Raw genomic sequence first — 18,455 nt, 5'->3', positions numbered from 1 at the left:
GGTATTCGCTCACCGGCCGAGACGTGCCAGCCGTTCGCCCGGTGTCGTCGCACCCCAGACGCCGTGCTGTTGGCCGGTGTGGAGGGCATACTCGAGGCATTCCTCCACCACCGCGCAGCCGCGGCAGAACTCCTTGGCGAGATCTTCCCGCTCGGAGCGAGCGTTCCTGCGTTCGGCGTCCGCCGGGAAGAAGATCTCCGCGTCCGCTTCATGGCAACGCGCAGACAATCGCCACTGCCACAACTCGGTGTCGTGAGGGTGCAGTGTCATCACCGGTGTCGACATCTTTCGACTACCCCCTTCGCTCTCGGTCGCCCCGAATTACAGCCCATTCGGCAACACACGAGAAGAATTCGAATCTCCAGGATTTCGGGGTGAACGCGCCGCGCCGTTCTTGTTGAGCCACTGAAGATCTGATCGGCGTGACGCGAATCCTGTTGTTCGACGACTGCTCTTGCGATGCTGACCGGGTGACACCCGGGCGGCCTCGAAAGGCAGACGCATGACCATCCTCGATCCCCCGACAGTCGACGCCGCGAGCCTCGGAGTCTACGACTCGATCACCGACGCCATCGGCAACACACCCCTCGTCCGGTTGAACCGGGTAACCGGAAGTATCTCCGCGACGGTGTATGCCAAGCTCGAGTTCCTCAACCCCGGCGGAAGTGTGAAGGATCGCGTCGCCCTGGCCATGATCCACGCGGCCGAGGAATCCGGGGAACTACTGCCCGGAGGCACCGTCGTGGAGGGCACGTCGGGCAATACCGGAGTCGGGCTGACGTTGGTCGCCGCCGCTCGGGGATACCGTTCCGTAGTCGTGGTCCCCGACAAGACGAGCGTCGAGAAGATCGCGTTGCTGCGGGCGCACGGGGCGCAGGTGCATGTGACACCGGGCGGCAGGCCCAGCCACCATCGCGAGTTCGTGCGCAACGTGGCCACTCGTCTCGCGTCGGAGATCCCCGGCGGCTGGCTCGCCGGCCAGTACGACAACCCGGCCAATCCCCACGCGCACCGCACCACGACAGGTCCGGAGATCTGGCGTCAGACCCAGGGCCGAGTCACTCATCTCGTCGCCGGTGTCGGAACCGGTGGGACCATCACGGGGACGGGCGAGTTCCTGACGAAGGTCTCCGGCGGGGCCGTGCAGATCATCGGCGCGGATCCTGATACCTCCGTATACGGTGGGGGAGACGGACGGGCCTGGTACATCGAATCCGTGGGCCATTTTCTGCACCCGCAGACCGAGCACGACGAGTGGCCGGATTCCTATCACCCGGACGTCGTCGACCGACTCGAGCGGATCCCGGACATCGAGGCGCTCACGGTGCTGCACCGCCTCGCCCGGGAGGAAGGACTCCTCGTCGGAGGTTCCGCCGGTACCGCGGTGGCCGCCGCCCTGCGGGTCGCGCGGACCCTCGGTCCGGACGACGTCGTGGTCGTGATCGTCCCGGACTCGGGCCGGGCCTACCTGTCGAAGTACTTCGACAACGAGTGGCTGGGACGGCTGGGCTTCCCGCTCTACCACGCAGCGACCGGACCCGTTGTCGGTGACGCACTGGGCGGCCGGGGGAGCGCACCCCGGGCCGTGCCGTCCACCGCGACCGTTGCGGAGGCGCGTGACGTGCTCGCGGACACCCCGGCCCTGCCCGTCGTGCTGGCACGCCCGATCACCGGTCCGGTCGTGGTCGCGGAGATCCAGGGGTCCGTCAGTGCCGCGGCGCTGTCACACGCTCCGGAAGACGACCCGATCGGTGTGCACGTCGATCAGCCGTTGCCCGTCGTGGGAGTCACCGAGGAGTTGTCGGTGGCAATGCGACGAATCGGGGGGCACCGGGGGCCGGTCGTCGTGTCCGAGAACGGGCGAGCCGTGGCGTTGGTGGACGCTGACGTCGTCCTGACCTCGCCTGTCGCGTGAAGTGCGGTGATTCGTCATCCTTGATCGAACACCTTCTCGAAGCAATTCGAGAAGGGCAAGATCTCGTATGGGGAGAAGATCGGAATCCGTGAGTAGCCGCTCTTCTCGTACAACCTGACCGCATCGGGTTGCCGGTCGCCCGTCTGGAGAATCAGGCGTGGGCGCCCCGCCTTCCTGGCGGCATCCTCGACCGCGCTCAACAACGCTGTCGACACCCCGGTTCCGCGATGTTCCACTGTGACGAACATCCGTTTCAACTCCAGGTCGTCGCCGTTCCACCTGAGCGCGGCGTGACCGACCGCTTCTCGAGTGTCGGTTGCCCCCGCGGCGGTGTACACCACCACTGTGAGGAAAACGGACGTCGAGTCAACCGCATTGGTGGCGGCGCGGTCTGCAGTCGATACTCGGTCGGAGTATCGCGGCCCCACTTCGCGGGCCATGGCCTCTCGCAATGCCTCCGCGTCGGGGTCGAACCAAGACACCGCGGTTACGTGAAGGTGCGAGAGTGCTAATTCAGAGGTCATTCACATCCTCCGTCGATGAAAATGCAGTTTCGGTAGATGCTTCCCGGTCTTCATCCGGGATTCGAGGGTTGAAATCACCTTGACGCCAACGGTGTCCAGAAATCTCTGTTCGCTACCGATGAAAGTGCAAGGTGGTTCGACATTTCCGATCTGGAGGAATCTATGTCCAGTTGTGTCGAACTGTCGCACGTCAGGCCCTGTTTCTCATCGTGGAGGACGCAGGGCATGGACGTTCAACGGTGACAACCGGGGTTAGTATCGCGATGTCCGGATGCTGGTCACGTCGTCCAGTCGGGTGATGAGGCGTCCCTCGGGGGGCGGAAGTAGGGGATGGACGCAATCGCGGCGGCGCACACGGCCGTCAGTCCGGACGCGCTCTCCGCCCAATCGTTGGAGACGGCACGATTCGCCGATCACCGACGTCGAACAGGAATCACCACCTCATGAGTCTCGAATTCCTCTGGTACATCCCGAATCAGGTCACCCCGGGACACCGCGGCGACGCCGTCACGGTTGACCACAACAGTCTGGACACCCTCACGAGCCAGGCGAAGGCCCTCGAGGACCACGGCTGGAAAGGGGCCTTGATCGGCACCGGTTGGGGTCGACCGGACACCCTCACCGTCGCCGCCGCCCTTGCGGCCAGGACGGCGACATTCGAGCCGCTCATCGCGATCCGGCTCGGCTACTGGCGACCGGCTCACTTCGCCTCCGCCGTCGCTACTCTCGACCATCTGACCGGCGGCCGGGTCCGGATCAACATCGTGTCCGGGAAGGACAACCTCGGAGCCTACGGCGAACACGAGAGCGACCAGGCCCACCGTTACGCCCGCACCAAGGAGTTCCTCCAGCTCGTCCGCAAGCTGTGGTTGGAGCAGAACGTCAGCTACCGGGGTGAGCACTTCCAGGTCACCGATTCCACAGTGCTGCCCCGGATCTCACCACGCGGAGATCGACCCCACCCGACGCTCTACTTCGGTGGCGCGTCCGATGCCGCCGAGCGTGTTGCGGCGACCGAGGCCGACGTTCAGCTCTTCTGGGGTGAGCCGCTCGCGGGTGTGCAGGAGCGGATCGAACGGTTGCGGTCACTGAGCGAGGAACTCGGCCGAGCGCATGCGCCGCTCGAGTTCGGCCTGCGGATCACCACCTTCGTCCGGGACACGACCGAGCAGGCCTGGGCCGAGGCAGAGGAGAAGGTAACGGAGATGGCGAAGAATCAGGGTGCGCCGCCGCAGAACCCGCATCGCCAAACCGCCGTGGGACAGCAGCGACTCCTCGCCCTGGCTACCCGTGGCGACGTGCTCGACGACAACCTGTACACCGCACCCGGGAAGTTCGGTGGCGGCGGCGCCGGCACCACGTGGCTCGTCGGCTCCCCGGAGGACGTCGCGAAGTCGCTGCGCAAGTACCAGGACCTCGGCATCACCCACTTCGTACTCTCGGACACCCCGTATCTGCCGGAAATCGAGCGTCAGGGCAACCAGCTGCTGCCGTTGCTGCGGGAATGAGCGGGGGAGCGCTACCTGCGCTTCCCCGCAACAGGTTTGCGCACACGGTGACAGTCACCCGCCCGCGCTGTCGGGCACGAGCGGGTGACTGGTTGTCAGAGTCTGAGTCCGGTTCCGTGCACGCCGTGTTCCTCGATGAGCGCGAGTTCTTCGTCGGTGAGCGGCGGGAAGTTCAGGGCCGCGATGTTGTGGTCGAGTTGCTCGGTGGAACTCGCTCCGATCAGCGCCGAGGTGACCTCCTGCCGCCGCAGCACCCACTGCAGCGCGAGCTGTGCAAGTGACTGGCCGCGGGCCTCGGCAATCTTGTTGAGCTCGGCGGTGCGTTGCCGGTAGGTCTCGTCGATCACATCCGGCGTCAGGAACGTGCTGTTCTGTGCTCGTGCGTGTTCGGGAATCGACTCGAGGTACTTGTCCGTCAGCAGACCCTGCGCGAGGGGTGAATACACGATCAGCCCGAATCCGTCCTGCCGGGCGATGTCCAGCAAGCCGTTCTGTTCGGGACGGCGGTCGTAGATCGAGTAACGCGCCTGGTGGATGAGCAGCGGAACGCCGGCCGCGCGTAGCAGTTCGGCGGCTTCGTGTGTGCGATCGGGTAGGTAGTTGGAGATTCCGACGTAGAGCGCCTTGCCCTGCTCCACTGCGCTGACCAGAGCCCCGACGGATTCCTCCAGTGGCGTGCTGAGGTCGGGGCTGTGATGGTAGAAGATGTCGACGTAGTCGGTGCCGAGGTCGCGCAGACTGTGGTCGAGCGAGGTCAGGATCGACTTGCGCGAGCCGCCTTTGAGATACGGGCTCGGACCGATCGGGTTGCCTGCCTTGGTCGACAGGATGAGTTCGTCCCGGTAAGGCGCGAGGTCCTTGGCGAGCACGGCGCCGAAGTTCTTCTGGGCTGCGCGATGCGGGGGGCCGTAGCGGTCGGCGTTGTCGAAGTGGGTAATGCCTAGGTCGAACGCGTGGAGGATGATCTCCCGCTGAGTCGCGAAAGCGTAGTCGCTACCGAACTTCTGCCACAGGCCGAACGAGAAGGCAGGCAGATCGAGTCCGGAGTTTCCGGTGCGGTGGTACGGGACCTTCTCGTAGCGGTCTCCGGCCGCGGCGTAGGTGAGATCGAAGGGGCTGTCGGTCATCGGTGTCGTCTCTTCCGGTCTGTTCGGTTGTTGTCGTGGGTCGGTCACAGACTGGCGCGCGGTGTCGGCCCGGTGCAGGAGAGACGGCGCAACATCGAGTCTGCTCCATACAAACACTGTCACCGGACGACGATGGAAAGTGAACCGTTGAGATCGTGCAGATTCTCTGAAAAGACTGTCGAGCCCGCACCACATTCGCGACGAGACACAGCAGAAGCGGGGGCAGAGTGCGGATCGTTCGACCCGATCTCGAATCTCTCCGATCGATTATGGGGACAAAGGCCCGACGTCCCGCCCATCGTCGAGAACTTCGAATCACTATCTTGGGGCTGTGGGCGATGACACCTGGGCCAGTGTGGCCGACCAATTTGCCGACGAGGCGTATACCTCGGTGAAGGGGCTCGTGCGCACCTATGTGCTGCACCAGCATCTGTTGGAGCATTTGCCGGCGCCCCCAGCCCCTGTGCTCGATGTCGGCGGCGGCGCGGGCCATCAATCGTTCCCGCTGGCGCAAGCCGGTTACGACGTGACGGTGCTCGACCCGTCGTCGGCGATGCTGGACAAGGCTCGACAGCGACTCCAGCGGCTGCCTGGTGAGGTCCAGCGACGGGTGACGCTCGTGGAGGCCGACGGCGAGGACGCCGATGAGGCGGTGAATGGTCAACGCTTTGCCGCCGTGTTGTGTCATGGCGTGCTCGGGTACCTGGAGCATCCGGAGGCGCTCGTCGACCAGCTGTGCCGGTGCACTGCTGCCGGTGGCGTCGTATCGATCATGACGGGCAACGCGAAGGCGATGGCAGTGCGCCCGGCGTTGGAACAACGGTGGGACGACGCTCTGGCGTCGTTTGACACCAGGGGCGAGATCGGGGTGCTGGGAGTGCCGACTCGAGCCGACACGGTGGAGGAACTCAGCGAACTCGTGCGGATCCGCGGCGTGGAGCCGGTGCGCTGGTACGGGGTATGGCTGTTCGTCGACTGGCTCGACTTCGGTGGTGCCGAGTTGGACCCGAACGATTCGAAGCAGGTGGCGGCGGCGGCCGCCGTCGAACTCGAGGCCAGCCGACGAGACCCCTACCGTCAACTCAGCCGCGTCTTTCATCTCGTGGGACGCAAAGGCCCGGGCTGACGGGACAACGGCGCTGGGTGGTGGTCCGCAGACCGCGCTTGGTGTGTGTAAAAACGTCGACCCGCAGGTGACCGGTTCTTCGCGACTACATCGAGGATGGCAGGATCAGGTCATCGAGATCGGAACCTCGATGTGAGGGTCCGGATCGAGATTGAGGGAGTATCGGCATGGCGCAGGGCATTGTGAAGTGGTTCAACGGTGAGAAGGGCTTCGGTTTCATCGCACCCGACGACGGAACTCCGGACGTATTCGTGCACTACTCGGAGATCTCGGGCAGCGGTTTCAAGTCGCTCGACGAGAACCAGCGTGTGGAGTTCGAGGTTGGCCAGGGGCAGAAGGGCCCGCAGGCCACGAACGTGCGCTCTGTCTGACCAGTGCAACGTGGGGACCGCATCCGGTGGGTGCGGTCCCCATTTCTGTTGCCGGATGGGTATCCGGTGAGGGCGCCGGTATCGAACTGCACGCCGAGGGCGCTGAAATACTGGAATTGTCGGCTCAGCTGACGCGGATGAGTTTCTTGTTCACGAATTCGTCGATCCCGTATTTGCCGAGCTCGCGACCGAAACCGGAGCGCTTCACGCCGCCGAACGGCAGCTCGACTCCTTCGGCGCCAACGGCATTGACGAACACCATCCCGGCCTCCAGTGAGTCGGCGACGCGGTAGGCCTGATCGGGGTCGGTGGTGAAGACATACGAGCCGAGACCGAACGGAGTGTCGTTTGCCAGCTCGACGGCCTCGTCCTCGGAACGCACCTTGTAAATCGTCGCAACCGGCCCGAACAGTTCCTCCCGGTAGGTTCGTGAATCCCGTGACACATTCGTCAGCACGGCCGGTGGGAAGAAGGCACCCTTCCGATCGCCCTCCGACACCAGCGTGGCGCCCTCGGCGATCGCCTGCTGCACCTGCTCGGACAACCGGTCGGCGGCGGCCACCGACGACAGCGGCGCGAGTCCGTCTGCGGTGGCGAGCACCTCCGCGGTGAATCTACCGACGAAGTCGTCGTAGAGGTCCTCGGCGACGATGAATCGCTTCGCGGCGTTGCACGCCTGCCCGGTGTTCTCGAAACGACCTTCTATTGCCGCTTTGACGGTGGCGTCGAGGTCATCTGAACTGAGCACGATGAACGGATCGGAACCCCCGAGTTCCAGTACCACCTTCTTGAGGTTGCGGCCTGCGATCTCGGCGACCGCTGCGCCCGCACGCTCGGACCCGGTCAACGACACGCCCTGGACCCGTGGGTCGGCGATCGCGTCGGCGACCTGCTCATTGGTGGCGTAGACGTTGACGTAGGCGCCCTCCGGATATCCGGCGTCGGTGAAGATCTGGTGAAGTGCCGCCGCCGATTCCGGACACTGCGGTGCGTGTTTGAGCACGATGGTGTTGCCCAGCGCCAGATTCGGACCCGCGAACCGGGCGACCTGGTAGTAGGGGTAGTTCCACGGCATGATCCCGATCAGCACGCCGATCGAGTTGCGGCGGATCAGCGCGGTACCCTCACCCTCGACCAGGTCGATCGGCTCGTCAGCCAGGAACTTCTGGGCGTTGTCGGCGTAGTACTGATAGATCGCGGCGCTGAAGTCGACTTCCCCCAACGACTGGTCCAGTGGCTTGCCCATCTCCCTCTGGATGATCTTGGCCAGTTCGTCGCGGCGTTCGGTGTGCAACTCGGCCACCTTCCTGAGCAGTTCGGCGCGCTCAACCACCGTCGAGCCGCGCGACCACTCACGGTGCGCCTTTTCCGCCGCGGACAACGCCGCCTGCATCTGCTCGTCGGTCGCGGTCGGATATTCGCGCACCGTCTGTCCGGTGGCGGGGTCCACAACTGCGTACAGGCTCATGTTCACGTCTCCTCGGAGGGTGGGGCATTCCAGTATCGCTTGCGACGGGCGCCTGGGGTGTGGTCCTCGCGAGTAGATCGCCCGATCATCACCTGGAATGGTCGGCAACAGGCCGCGCGAGGTGGGGGCGGCGCTGCCCCAGCAGGTCGCTTATTCGCGGCGGCCGCGCAGTGAGATCGTTCACTGCTCAGCAGGAGGATCGTATGGGGGTATAGGCTTGATACATCGGAATGGTCGTCGCATCGAGCGAGTCGCTCAGGCGTTCCCGATTCGAAAGAATGCCGGCCGATTCGCGGCCGATGCGAGGAGCGTCCATTTGATGCCAATGGCTACAGGCACGCACGCCCAGGCGCCGCGCAGATCCGCACCGCGCGAACACTTCCCGGGGTGGGCGCGCCGTCCCGGATTCGATGCCGACACCACGCCTGATGGCGAGCTGCCTACGACGTCATGCGGACCGCGACACATTTCGACCATGATCTACCCGGTCGCCATCACCCCAACCGGCCGCGCCCACATACACCTGAAGCAAGGAACAGAATGACCATCGATCACGACAAATCCGAACTCCCACTCTTCTCTGCGCAGCGAACGCTGACCCACAGCACCCCCGAGCCCGTCTCCGACGCGCCGCGCACCGGTGATTCACCCACGCAAACATCCGCCGAGATCCACCGGTCACTATTCAGCGACGAGTGAGCAACGGTGCCCACCGTCAGGGCTAGGGGATCGGGCTGGTCGTGACGTGGCGATCAGCGGTCAGTGCGCGACAAGCTCGGTCAGCGATCAGGCTTCGCGCGTGACGTCGCCGCGAGAAACCGGTCCCGGTCGACGATCGCCCGGTCGATCTCGCCCGACGCGACAACCTTCCCCGAGCTATCGGTCGCCCGCACGGCGAAGGTAAGGCGGTGGCCGACAGCGGCGGCTGGTGGCTCGGCCGCGATCTCGACGCTGGCACCGACCGGTGTCGGGCTGCGGTGCTCGATTCGGACAGCGGTCCCCACTGTCGTCTGGCCCGCACTGATGAATGATGCAGCGCAGGCGACGGTGGCCGCCTCCATCCACGCAATCAGCCGTGGGGTCGACAGCACCGGAACGTCACCGCTGCCCAATGCGGTCGCGGTATCGGACTCAACTACCTCGTAGCGCACGCCAATATCGCCAATACAGTACGTCAGGCGCGGCCGATCCCTTGGTACAGCACTTCCGGTTCGGGCTTTGACGGTCCCGCCGGTGGTGCACGCTGGCGCAGCACCGCAAAGGCGTGTGCACCCGGACATTCCGTGCGACATCTTCGTTTCCGGGGTTACCGGTCGTCGCGATGGTGCGTCTGAGACACTGGCTGCTGAGGCGGTAGCGGGCGGGCTGCGGCCCAGGCGCCACTGTCGTCACGACACGGGACTACGAGGGGGATCGCGAGAGTATGCCGGGGATCGATGGGCACTTGGACTCGAGGCAGCGCGCGGGCGCGAGGTTTGCACGGCGGACTCGGTTTGTCGCCCTGATCGGCGGCCTCACCGCCACACTCGCCCTGGGGGCGGTACCGCTCGCCACCGCACAGCCGGCACCGGGTGACGATCTTCGCTGGGGGTCCTGCCCGGCCGAATACGAGCTGGACCCGGCATCCGATCAGTGCGCCTCGGTCACCGTTCCCCGCAACTACGCGGACCCCGCCGCCGGCACGATCGACGTGCTCGTCACCCGCCACCGCGCCGAGGATCCCAGCTCGCGCCGCGGCGTGCTGTTCACCAATCCCGGTGGGCCGGGCGGAGACGCGATCGGCTCGAACAGCATGTTCGTCGAGATCCTGCCCGACGCGGTCCGCGCACAGTGGGACGTGATCGGTATCCAACCGCGCGGTCTTCCCTACGCCGGCGCGGTCGAGTGCGTGCTGGCCCCTGAACAGACGACGGCGATGAGCCTCGGCTTCGGCGGTGCTGCGACGCGCAACGCATGCGAGTCCGCTGCGCCAGGCACCACGGCGCACCTGACGACCGAGAACACCGCGAAGGACTGGGAGCAGGTCAGGATCGCACTCGGCGAGGACGTCATCGACATCTACGGCCTCTCGTACGGCACGATTCTCGGATCCACCTATGCGACGCTCTTCCCTCAGCACACCGGTCGCATGGTCCTCGATTCCGCGGTCGACCAGAAGTGGCTGTGGAACGACGTGTTGTGGCAGCAGAACGACGGCTACAAGGATCGCTTCTACGACCTCATGGACTGGATCACGGCCCACGACGACACGTACGGGCTCGGTGACACCCCACTGAAGGTGTATCAGCGGTGGTCGGACCGGATCGTCGAGGAAGCCGGCGGGAACCCGACCCTCGCGCCACCGCCCGCCCAGATCGGTGACGTACCGCCCGGCCTGCAGGCCGTTGCGGATGCTTATCGCGGTGGGGTCGATCTCACCGGACCGGCACGCGTTCAGTTCGAGGCCTTCATCCGTAGCCTCGCCGACCCGTCGCACACCCAGATGTCGTCCAGCATCTACGTGATGACGCGGCAGGTGCTTCCCGCCCGCAACAGCTGGCCACTCATGGCCCGGGTGATCCGGGACGGGCGAGACGCGATTCCCGACGGCACCGCGATGGACGACCTGACGGAGCAAGAGTACGAGCGGATTGCCCAGGCCCAGGTGATGCAGTCACTGGTCCTGTGCAACGAGAACAATGTCGCCGCTCGGCCGGACCGCATTCCGGGTTGGCTCTTCTCCACCTTCGTCACCGGAGATCTCTTCGACCTCATCGGGTACAGCTACAGCGCCGGGCCCGAATGTGCCGGTGCGCCGCCCGTTGTCGCGCTGCCCACGTTGAGCAATCGAGGACTGGCGACGGCCCCGCTCGTCCTGCAGGGAATGCGCGACCCACAGACCCCCTATCAGGGCGGAGTTCAGCTCGCCCACGACATGGGGGCGCACCTCGTCACCGTCGAGGGAGGAGATCACGGTGCGGGGATCCAGGGTGGCAACGCCGTCGTCGACCAGGCCGTCACCGAGTACCTCGAGACCGGGCGCACCACTGTCACGCACGCCCCTGAGGCGCCGATCACCGCACCGCTGTGAAGTCCGGGGCCGGGCCGCGGACGAAGTGATCTAGGCAAGCAACACTCCGGGTCCGTGCTGAGCTGCGGGACCGACGTTCCTGGTTCGAAAAGGAGCAGATCCGAATAGACTTGCCGAGGTGAGCCGCGAGGATCCCGATCGGCTGTCCGCCGACGACGCACATATCCTGGGGCTCGAATCGGCGGTGATCACCGGCCACACGCTCAAGCTCGTCGTTCTCGGGCCGGCCACCTCCCCGCTCGACGTCGAGGCTCTGCGAACTGCCGTGGCGGAGCGGCTTTCGAGCCAGCCGCGAGCGACGCAACGGATCGATACCTCGGGACCGGAGCCGCGCTGGACCGAGGCGACGGCGTTCGAGATCAGTGACCACGTCCGGCGCCGAGAAGAGCCTGGGTGTGCCTCGCGCGACGATCTGTGGCGGGCCGTCAGCAAGCTGATGTCCGAGCACCTCGACCACGAGCGACCACTGTGGACGTTCGATCTGTTCGGTCCACTCGGCGACGGGCGCGAGGCGATCGCGGTCCGGATCCATCACGCGATGGCCGACGGGATCAGCGCGGTTCGCTTCCTCGACGACGTGCTCTGGGATCGGCACCCCGAACCGCCCCCGAGAGGAACGCGGCCGGGCCTTCGCGCCGCTTCGCCGCAGCGTTCGCGGGTCGACGAGGCACTGCGGATGCCCGCGGCTGTGCGTCGCGAACTCGGCCACCGCGGTTCACACTCGCCTTTCGACCGCCCGATCAGTGCCGCCCGCGAGCTCGCCTTCACCGTCGCCCCGCTCCCGGAGCTGAAGGCAATCGGCGCCTCACGTCCCGCGCGCGCAACCGTCAACGACGTACTCCTCGCGATCGTCGCAGGCGGCCTGCGCAGCTGGCTCGGCGCCGGCGAGACGGCCCTGCCGCGTCTTCGTGCTCAAGTTCCGGTTAGCCTGCACCACCGGGACGAGAGAGCGGGCAAGCTGGGAAACCGCGATTCCTTCCTGAACGTCGATCTGCCGCTCGCCGAGGCGGATCCGCTCACCCGACTCGACCGGATCAACGCCGAGACCAGCAAGCGCAAGCTCCTCGACGACGCCGAAGAGCTGTTCGATCTCTTCCACGCTCTCGGACGCGTGAAACGCGTCGAGGAAGCCGCAAAGCGACTCGCCGGCAGCGCGCGCGAGTTCAGCCTGTCGATCTCGAACGTCCCCGGCCCGCCCGTGCCGGTCAGCGTTTCCGGACGTCGGGTCGAGCGGCTCTTCTCCTCCTCCGAGCCCGCAGCGCACCACGCGCTGCGGATCTCGGCGATCTCCTGCGCCGGGATCGTCGGTATCGGGCTCTGCACAGACCCCGAGGCGCTGCCCGACGTTGCCCGGCTGGCGGTGGCGATGGACGATTCATACGCCGAATTGCGTGACGCCGCGATCACATGACGTCGAATCCGTCCTGTGTCAATGGCATTCGCTGCCAGGCGGGGGTTGGTGGCTCAGGCGCGTCGGACAGGCATGATCGAACGCACCCGCGCGTCCCGCAGGTACAGACCGCCCCACACGAAGATGCCGACGTAAATCGGGAACAGGGTGGTGCTGACGATCGGCTGCTCGGTGAGCATGTTGGTAGCGACGGCTCCACCGAGGTATCCGGTCAGCAGCACCGCGCCCAGAATCGCCGTGGCGGGCACGATGTAGAGAATCAGGCATACCAAGAGAACGATTCCGATGACACGGTTGAGGTTCTCGGCAAAACCCAGCTCGGCCATCGCCTCGCGCACCATTTGCGTGTTTGCGATGTGGATGAGCGAGTCGAACAGGAGAAACAGCACCACGAGGGCGCTGACGACCAGTCCGGCGATTCTGGCCTTCTTCGTGGTTCCGCCCGTCGGCGCCGGTGTCGAGTTGGTGGTTCCCGTGGAGGGTGGTGTCGATGTCATGAGACTTTCTCCTTGCTGTTCATGGAGCGGTACACCGCTGACCGGTGGCACCTGCCCGACGGCGTCACGCGGGCAAATCGACTGCTCCCGCACGCTCCGCGTCTACTCACACCAGTACAGACCAGAGGCGACGGGAAAACTCACCGCGGCGCTGGAAGGCTCTCCGTTCGGGTGATCCTCCTAGGTCGGCAACCCCGCAGGCAGGACGTCGAGGACCACCTTGCCCGGCACGCCCCGCCGTTTGGACGGGAACGCTACCCGTGTCTCGGCGAGCGGGTGGACGGCGTCGACGTGTGGGCGCAGGTACCCCTGCGAGGTGAGCTGTGCGAGCTTCACGAGCACTGACCGGTCGGGTTCGACGATGAAGTAGACTGCTCGTCCGCCGCGTGGCGTCACCGGGGCGGCGCACTGATCGAGACCAGCACGCCGCCCGGCTTGACGATCGCGGCCGATCGGGCGAGCACGTCGCCGCCGATGGTGTCGAACACCAGTGGTGCCGTAGCCAACTTCGGTGACAACGCCGGCCACCTCGTGTGCGGGGATGGAGGGCGTGCGGTCGCGGCCGGCCCGATCCGTCCAGGTTCCTGGCCAGTCGAGCTCGTCGGGGACGAAGGATGCGGCGTGCACTCGGACGATCACGTCACCGGTGGCGGCCTGCGGGTCGGGGGCATCCTCGAACACGAGTAGCTCCGGGTTCGCTGGCCCTCGATTCTCATGGATGCGAACGGCTTTCATGTGATGCTCCTCGAGTCGTATACGACTACATCCAGCTTCCATGCGCTGAAGCTATGTCGATTGTCCGCTGCGTCGAATATGCGCGCGACCTCGTTGTCTCCGGAAACAAGGTCGCGCGGACGACCACGCGAGGCCGAAGGTTCCGGATAGGACAAGTCGGCTGCCGCTGTGTAGGAGGGTTCTACTTACCGGTCTTTTCCCGGTGGCTACAACCAGGCCAGCAGCATGGGCGGCGCTTGCCTTCAGCCAGTTCGGTATGCGTCCGCTTGATTCGACGCGCTCTCGTTTCGTCGAGCTTGGCATCCTCGACCCAGCAGATCCACTCATTGCGTGCCAATGGTGTGATGTCATTCCACGCTTTCAGCGCTGGCCCGTCATCGGCCAACGCCGTCCGTAGGTCTGCCGGCACTCTATGCACCGTGCCACTCGGGACCGTGCGCTTGCCCATGTTTGGAGTCTACCGACTGTCGCAGAGGTAGGGCGGGTCGTAGCCACCGGAGTCTTGGTGTTGATTCAGGGGCGGGCCCGCTCTATTTTCGCGCGGTCGCTGCAAGCGAGACCGCGCGATGATGAGTCTCATCTGCAATCGTGGACGGCCGGGTGAACCCGACGTCTGGTCTAGGTTGATGCGATGAAGATATCCACGAGCGCATCGGTCGTCTCGGTGCTGTGCGCTGTGTCGGTGTGGTTGTTCGTAGTGCCGCAACTGGTCACCACCGGGTTAATCGAGCCTGGACCGCTTCTCGGTCTGATGGTGCTGCTCCCGACCCCGGTCGGTTTGATCGCCGCCTTGGTGGGGGCGGTCGCGGGCACGATCGGGCTCGTCCGACGCGCTGATCGGACGTGGGCCGGCGCGTTGATGACGCTGGGGCAGGCTTTGACGTGGATTTTGGCCATCGTGATCGTGGTGTGGTCGCAGGCATATGGTTCGACGGGGTGGGAGTTGTTGATACTGCCGGCGTCGCTGATGCTGGGGCAGGTTGTGGTCGCATCGGGCTTGATATCGGCCATGGTGAGTCGTCGCAGAGCCATCCACGCCACAGTCGGGGAAAAATGGCAGGGCGTGTGACAGGGCGAATTGGGTGGGGAACGGCCGACCACGATCGTCTCCAGCCCTTGGGCGGCAGTCCGCAGATATTTCGCTGTGCAGTGGCTCGCCACAACACGACCGTCACACTACTTACCCCACGCGCACTCGGGCGTGTTGATCAAGTGCTTGATGCCGGCCGTGTCGCGGCCGCGGTGAGTGCGGTGGTGGAGACGGCCTGTTCCGACCGTTTGGGGGAGGGCGGGCGAATCTTGTGCGCGCCGGCCCGTGTCGGCGAGGATGGGTCCGATCCCCGACATGCGAAGAAGGAGTCGACGCGATGACGAAGTACCTGATCTCTTTCCCAAGTGGTGCCATGGTCCTTCCCGACGAGGATTTACAGGCAGTGTCGGATGCGTCGCACGCGGTGGTGGAGGAGGCGAAGGACGCCGGCGTCTGGGTGTTCGGCGGTGGAATCGACGAGAGCGTTCCGCCTGTCCTGGTCGATGGGGATGGCACGGTGACCGAGGGCACGTACCCGCAGACGAAGCAGCTCGAAGGCGGCTACACGGTACTGGAGTTGCCTTCCCGCGAGGCGGCACTGGAATGGGCTGCGAAGATCGCGGTTGCCTGCCGGTGCGCGCAGGAGCTGCGCGCGTTCCACTACGATCCCGCCAGCTGACAGGGGTCGACGTCTCGGGCAATCGCATTCGGCTTCGCCCAGATTGAAATAACGTTCGACGGAGTTACTGCCCTTGCAGCGCTCCTTTTCCTCGTCGCGGAAGTCGATCGGTCGGACGCGAACTGCGCACGACGGCATCCCGTCGCGGCGACACCAGCCGAAGTCGTTCTGGCGACGAATCGTCGGCGAGAAGTTTCCTCGACACGAACGTCGCCGTGCAAGTCCGTCCTGGAAGTTAAGTGCCGCAGAAGGTTTGGAAGGACTTGCTGAATGATGGTGGAGCGGGTGTGGTGTAGTCCGACCACTCGTCGCGGCGGTCGAACGGATGCGTGACGACCTCCAGTAGCTTTTCGAACGGAGCGAGCTCCCCGTCGGTCGCGGCGCGCAACGCAGCATCGAGCTGATGATTCCGCGGGATGTACAGCGGGTTGACGCTGTCCATCGCGTCGGCGGTCTCCGCTGCCCCGTGCCCATGTTTGGTCAGGTTGCCGCGCCAGCGTTCCAGCCATGGCCCGATGTGCTCGCGCGGAACGAGGCCGTCGAGAGGCGTCGAATGTCCGCGTAGTTCGTCCGCGAGAGCACGGAAGGTGCCCGTCCAGTCGGCACCGTGTTCCTCCATCAGCGTCAGCAGGTCGTCGACCAGCGCTCGATCGACGAGTTCGCCGGCCAAACCGAGCTTTGCCGCCATCCCGGCCGCGAAGTGGCCGTCGTACCGGTCGTCGAAGGTGTCGAGGACTGCCGACACCGCGGTAATCGCGTCATCCGGCGTGGAATCGAACAGCGTCAGTAGCGTTTCCGCGAGGCGCGCCAAATTCCACTTCAGGACAACGGGCTGGTTGCCGAACGCATACCGGCCGCCGTGGTCGATCGAACTGAACACTGCAGCCGGGTCGAACGCGTCGAGGAAGGCGCACGGACCGTAGTCGATGGTCTCGCCCGAAATGGTCGTGTTGTCGGTGTTCATCACCCCGTGCACGAAACCGGTGAGCATCCATTTCGCCACCAGAGAGGCCTGCGCCTCCACCACCGCCTCGAAGAACGTCAGGTAGCGATTGCCGTCACGCCCCGGCGCCGGTTCGGTCAGCTCCGGGTAGTGGCGGGCGATCGCGTAGTCGGCGAGCGGCTGCAACACCTCACCCTGCCGCACCGCGTATTCGAAGGTGCCCACCCGCAGGTGACTGGCCGCGACCCGTGCGAGCACGGCCCCGGGCTCGGCGCCGTATCGATGAACGTGCTGGCCCGTCGCGACCACCGACAGCGCGCGCGTGGTGGGGATGCCGAGGGCGTACATGGCCTCGCTGACAAGGTATTCGCGCAGCATCGGGCCGATTACCGCGAACCCGTCGCCGCCCCGGGAGAACGGCGTGGGCCCCGAGCCCTTGAGGTGTAGATCCACCCGCTGCCCATCACTGCTGGTCAGCTCGCCGAGCAGTAACGCCCGGCCATCGCCGAGGAGCGGTGCGTATCCGCCGAACTGATGGCCCGAATATGCCATCGCCACCGGCTTGGCCCCGGCCGGCGCCGTCGATCCGGACAGGACGCCGACCCCGTCCTCGCTTCGCAGTGCCCGGACTTCCAACCGCAGCGACGCCGCGAGCTGCTCGTTGAGCACGAGCAACGTGGGGTCAGGCGCATGCGCACCCTGCCAGGGGACCGTCAGGGCGCCCAGCTCGTCGGCAAAGGTGCTTTCGAGGCCGGCCACCGCTGTGTTCGTGCCCACCGTGGAATCCGGAATTGCAGTCATCCTGCGAGGGTAACCACCACACGGAACGCCGCGCACGCGATGGCACCGGTGTGCGCACGCGCAAGGGAATGTGCATTCAAGGGTGGGCTTGTGTGAGGACCGACGCGATGTTCGGCACGGAGTAGACGTCTCGGATGGGCACCGACCCGCCGAGGACGCCGAAGATCCGCGCGACTACCTCCGGTTGGGCCGCGGCCGCCCTATAGAACGCCGTGAGTCGGTTCGACAGCGGCGCGAGGCGGGCCGTGCTGAGCGCGAGTTCGAACCCGTCGGCGGTGAGCTGGTCGCGCTGACGTTGGTAGTCGCCGAGAGCGTCGTCGACGGGACGGCCGGCGCGCGTGCTGTGGATGGCCTCCGCGAGCAGGTCGGCGCTGAGGACCGCATCGGCGATGCCCATCCCCGTGGAGGGGTCCTTGTGGTGGCCGGCATCGCCGAGGAGTGCCCAGCCCGGTCCGACCGATGTTCGGTATTGATTGGGCAGGTCGGCGGTACCGACGAAACGTTGTTCGCGGTGGCCGGAGGCGACCGTGTCACGCAGTCCTGGCACCAGATCGAGGGCGGCGTGAAAGCTTCGGTCGAGGTCTGTGCGGCCGGTGTGCTCAGCGTCTGGGGCCGCACCGCCGGCACTCTCGCGATGCTCGCCACCAGCCTCGACCAGGTCTCCCACGCCCGTTTCGTCCTCGGGTTGGGTGCACGCAGTCCGCAGCTCGTCGAAGGACTGCACGACCAATCGTTCACCGCGCCGGTGGCCAAGCTACGCGCGGTCACCGCACAGGTCCGTCGACTACTCGACGGCGACCGGGTCCGCCCGACGGCGACCCGCGACCACCGGCCCCTGCGGCTGGGTGTCGCCGCGCGCACCGGCCTGCCGATCTACCTCGCCGGACTCGGCAACAAATCCATCCAACTCGCCGGCGAAGTGGCCGACGGCTGGATGCCCTTCCTAGCCCTCGGTCGTGGCTGCCCTGCGGAATCGACCTGCTCCAGGAGGCGGGCGCCCGATCCGGCCGCACCACACGCTCCTCGGTGTGCCCGGCCGTCCCCACCGCCGTCGCGGCCGATCACGCAACCGCTCGTGAGATCGCGTCCTGGTGGGTCGCGTTCTACCTCACCAGCATGGGTTCGCTCTACCGCCGCTCGCTGAGCGAACGGGGATACCGCGAGCAGGTGGAGGCCGTGCTCGCCGGCAACCCGACCCACGACACCACCGACGTGCCGGCCCTTGTTCCGAGCTCGCCGTCTGGGGCACA

At 65.8% G+C, this 18,455-nt stretch carries 20 protein-coding genes; 10 read left to right on the top strand and 10 right to left on the bottom strand.

Features of this window, described 5'->3' with window-relative positions; translation table 11 throughout:
- Positions 1 to 9: 9 nt before the first annotated feature.
- Positions 10 to 270 carry a WhiB family transcriptional regulator gene (locus tag ACLIVD_RS21540; RefSeq protein ID WP_283335302.1) on the bottom strand — a complete coding sequence of 87 codons (261 nt, stop codon included), beginning with the start codon at positions 268 to 270 and terminating at the stop codon, positions 10 to 12.
- Positions 271 to 502: 232 nt separating this feature from the next.
- Here ACLIVD_RS21540 and ACLIVD_RS21535 point away from each other — a divergent pair, with 232 nt between their 5' ends.
- Complete coding sequence (locus tag ACLIVD_RS21535) at positions 503 to 1,915, top strand: PLP-dependent cysteine synthase family protein (RefSeq protein WP_491930624.1); 1,413 nt, start codon at positions 503 to 505, stop codon at positions 1,913 to 1,915.
- Positions 1,916 to 1,929: 14 nt separating this feature from the next.
- On the opposite strand, the gene ACLIVD_RS21530 is transcribed toward ACLIVD_RS21535, so the two are convergent.
- A complete protein-coding gene (locus ACLIVD_RS21530; protein ID WP_283335304.1) occupies positions 1,930 to 2,439 on the bottom strand; it encodes a GNAT family N-acetyltransferase in 510 nt (169 codons plus the stop codon).
- A gap of 443 nt (positions 2,440 to 2,882) precedes the next feature.
- Here ACLIVD_RS21530 and ACLIVD_RS21525 point away from each other — a divergent pair, with 443 nt between their 5' ends.
- Positions 2,883 to 3,947 carry an LLM class flavin-dependent oxidoreductase gene (locus ACLIVD_RS21525; protein ID WP_491930623.1) on the top strand — a complete coding sequence of 355 codons (1,065 nt, stop codon included), beginning with the start codon at positions 2,883 to 2,885 and terminating at the stop codon, positions 3,945 to 3,947.
- 95 nt (positions 3,948 to 4,042) lie between these two features.
- Here the strand turns inward: ACLIVD_RS21525 and ACLIVD_RS21520 are convergent, their stop codons facing one another.
- On the bottom strand, positions 4,043 to 5,074 hold the full coding sequence (locus tag ACLIVD_RS21520; protein ID WP_491930622.1) for an aldo/keto reductase: 1,032 nt from the start codon (positions 5,072 to 5,074) through the stop codon (positions 4,043 to 4,045).
- A 331-nt stretch (positions 5,075 to 5,405) separates the two neighbouring features.
- Between ACLIVD_RS21520 and ACLIVD_RS21515 the strand changes: the two genes are divergently transcribed.
- On the top strand, positions 5,406 to 6,200 hold the full coding sequence (locus ACLIVD_RS21515; protein WP_283351948.1) for a class I SAM-dependent methyltransferase: 795 nt from the start codon (positions 5,406 to 5,408) through the stop codon (positions 6,198 to 6,200).
- Positions 6,201 to 6,367: 167 nt separating this feature from the next.
- A complete protein-coding gene (locus tag ACLIVD_RS21510) occupies positions 6,368 to 6,571 on the top strand; it encodes a cold-shock protein (protein ID WP_005242781.1) in 204 nt (67 codons plus the stop codon).
- 124 nt (positions 6,572 to 6,695) lie between these two features.
- Here ACLIVD_RS21510 and ACLIVD_RS21505 read toward each other — a convergent pair whose 3' ends face one another.
- Positions 6,696 to 8,039, bottom strand: coding sequence for an NAD-dependent succinate-semialdehyde dehydrogenase (locus ACLIVD_RS21505; protein WP_283335308.1), 1,344 nt, complete (start codon positions 8,037 to 8,039; stop codon positions 6,696 to 6,698).
- 540 nt (positions 8,040 to 8,579) lie between these two features.
- On the opposite strand from ACLIVD_RS21505, the gene ACLIVD_RS21500 reads away from it, so the two are divergent.
- Positions 8,580 to 8,738 carry a hypothetical protein gene (locus ACLIVD_RS21500; RefSeq protein WP_016880869.1) on the top strand — a complete coding sequence of 53 codons (159 nt, stop codon included), beginning with the start codon at positions 8,580 to 8,582 and terminating at the stop codon, positions 8,736 to 8,738.
- Positions 8,739 to 8,818: 80 nt separating this feature from the next.
- Here the strand turns inward: ACLIVD_RS21500 and ACLIVD_RS21495 are convergent, their stop codons facing one another.
- Positions 8,819 to 9,190 (bottom strand): thioesterase family protein, encoded by a 372-nt coding sequence (locus tag ACLIVD_RS21495; RefSeq protein WP_283335309.1) that lies wholly within the window; start codon positions 9,188 to 9,190, stop codon positions 8,819 to 8,821.
- A 272-nt stretch (positions 9,191 to 9,462) separates the two neighbouring features.
- Here ACLIVD_RS21495 and ACLIVD_RS21490 point away from each other — a divergent pair, with 272 nt between their 5' ends.
- Complete coding sequence (locus tag ACLIVD_RS21490; protein WP_349307440.1) at positions 9,463 to 11,109, top strand: alpha/beta hydrolase; 1,647 nt, start codon at positions 9,463 to 9,465, stop codon at positions 11,107 to 11,109.
- Between the two features lie 118 nt (positions 11,110 to 11,227).
- Positions 11,228 to 12,520 carry a wax ester/triacylglycerol synthase domain-containing protein gene (locus ACLIVD_RS21485; RefSeq protein ID WP_283351949.1) on the top strand — a complete coding sequence of 431 codons (1,293 nt, stop codon included), beginning with the start codon at positions 11,228 to 11,230 and terminating at the stop codon, positions 12,518 to 12,520.
- A gap of 53 nt (positions 12,521 to 12,573) precedes the next feature.
- On the opposite strand, the gene ACLIVD_RS21480 is transcribed toward ACLIVD_RS21485, so the two are convergent.
- The 3 genes from ACLIVD_RS21480 to ACLIVD_RS21470 all read right to left on the bottom strand — a co-directional run bounded on the left by ACLIVD_RS21480 (position 12,574) and on the right by ACLIVD_RS21470 (position 14,200).
- Entirely contained in the window at positions 12,574 to 13,017 is a 444-nt protein-coding gene (locus ACLIVD_RS21480) for a DoxX family protein (protein ID WP_317568843.1), read from the bottom strand.
- 180 nt (positions 13,018 to 13,197) lie between these two features.
- The gene (locus tag ACLIVD_RS21475; RefSeq protein WP_491930620.1) at positions 13,198 to 13,752 is read right to left on the bottom strand and encodes an alcohol dehydrogenase catalytic domain-containing protein; all 555 of its coding nucleotides are present in this window, start codon (positions 13,750 to 13,752) and stop codon (positions 13,198 to 13,200) included.
- A gap of 181 nt (positions 13,753 to 13,933) precedes the next feature.
- Positions 13,934 to 14,200 (bottom strand): YdeI/OmpD-associated family protein, encoded by a 267-nt coding sequence (locus tag ACLIVD_RS21470; RefSeq protein ID WP_083849701.1) that lies wholly within the window; start codon positions 14,198 to 14,200, stop codon positions 13,934 to 13,936.
- Between the two features lie 183 nt (positions 14,201 to 14,383).
- Between ACLIVD_RS21470 and ACLIVD_RS21465 the strand changes: the two genes are divergently transcribed.
- Positions 14,384 to 14,821: a hypothetical protein gene (locus ACLIVD_RS21465; protein WP_491930619.1), complete on the top strand. Its 438-nt coding sequence runs from the start codon at positions 14,384 to 14,386 to the stop codon at positions 14,819 to 14,821.
- A 298-nt stretch (positions 14,822 to 15,119) separates the two neighbouring features.
- On the top strand, positions 15,120 to 15,461 hold the full coding sequence (locus ACLIVD_RS21460; RefSeq protein WP_283335316.1) for a YciI family protein: 342 nt from the start codon (positions 15,120 to 15,122) through the stop codon (positions 15,459 to 15,461).
- A gap of 235 nt (positions 15,462 to 15,696) precedes the next feature.
- Here the strand turns inward: ACLIVD_RS21460 and ACLIVD_RS21455 are convergent, their stop codons facing one another.
- Together ACLIVD_RS21455 and ACLIVD_RS21450 are read right to left on the bottom strand one after the other, a co-directional pair.
- Positions 15,697 to 17,205, bottom strand: coding sequence for a protein adenylyltransferase SelO (locus tag ACLIVD_RS21455; RefSeq protein WP_491930618.1), 1,509 nt, complete (start codon positions 17,203 to 17,205; stop codon positions 15,697 to 15,699).
- Positions 17,206 to 17,281: 76 nt separating this feature from the next.
- Positions 17,282 to 17,752, bottom strand: coding sequence for an NAD(P)/FAD-dependent oxidoreductase (locus ACLIVD_RS21450; RefSeq protein ID WP_491930617.1), 471 nt, complete (start codon positions 17,750 to 17,752; stop codon positions 17,282 to 17,284).
- A 15-nt stretch (positions 17,753 to 17,767) separates the two neighbouring features.
- Here ACLIVD_RS21450 and ACLIVD_RS21445 point away from each other — a divergent pair, with 15 nt between their 5' ends.
- A complete protein-coding gene (locus ACLIVD_RS21445; protein WP_491930616.1) occupies positions 17,768 to 18,349 on the top strand; it encodes an LLM class flavin-dependent oxidoreductase in 582 nt (193 codons plus the stop codon).
- Positions 18,350 to 18,455 lie beyond the last annotated feature (106 nt).

The organism is Rhodococcus sp. G6(2025) (assembly GCF_058628105.1).
This window is presented reverse-complemented; position numbering and strand designations above follow the sequence as displayed.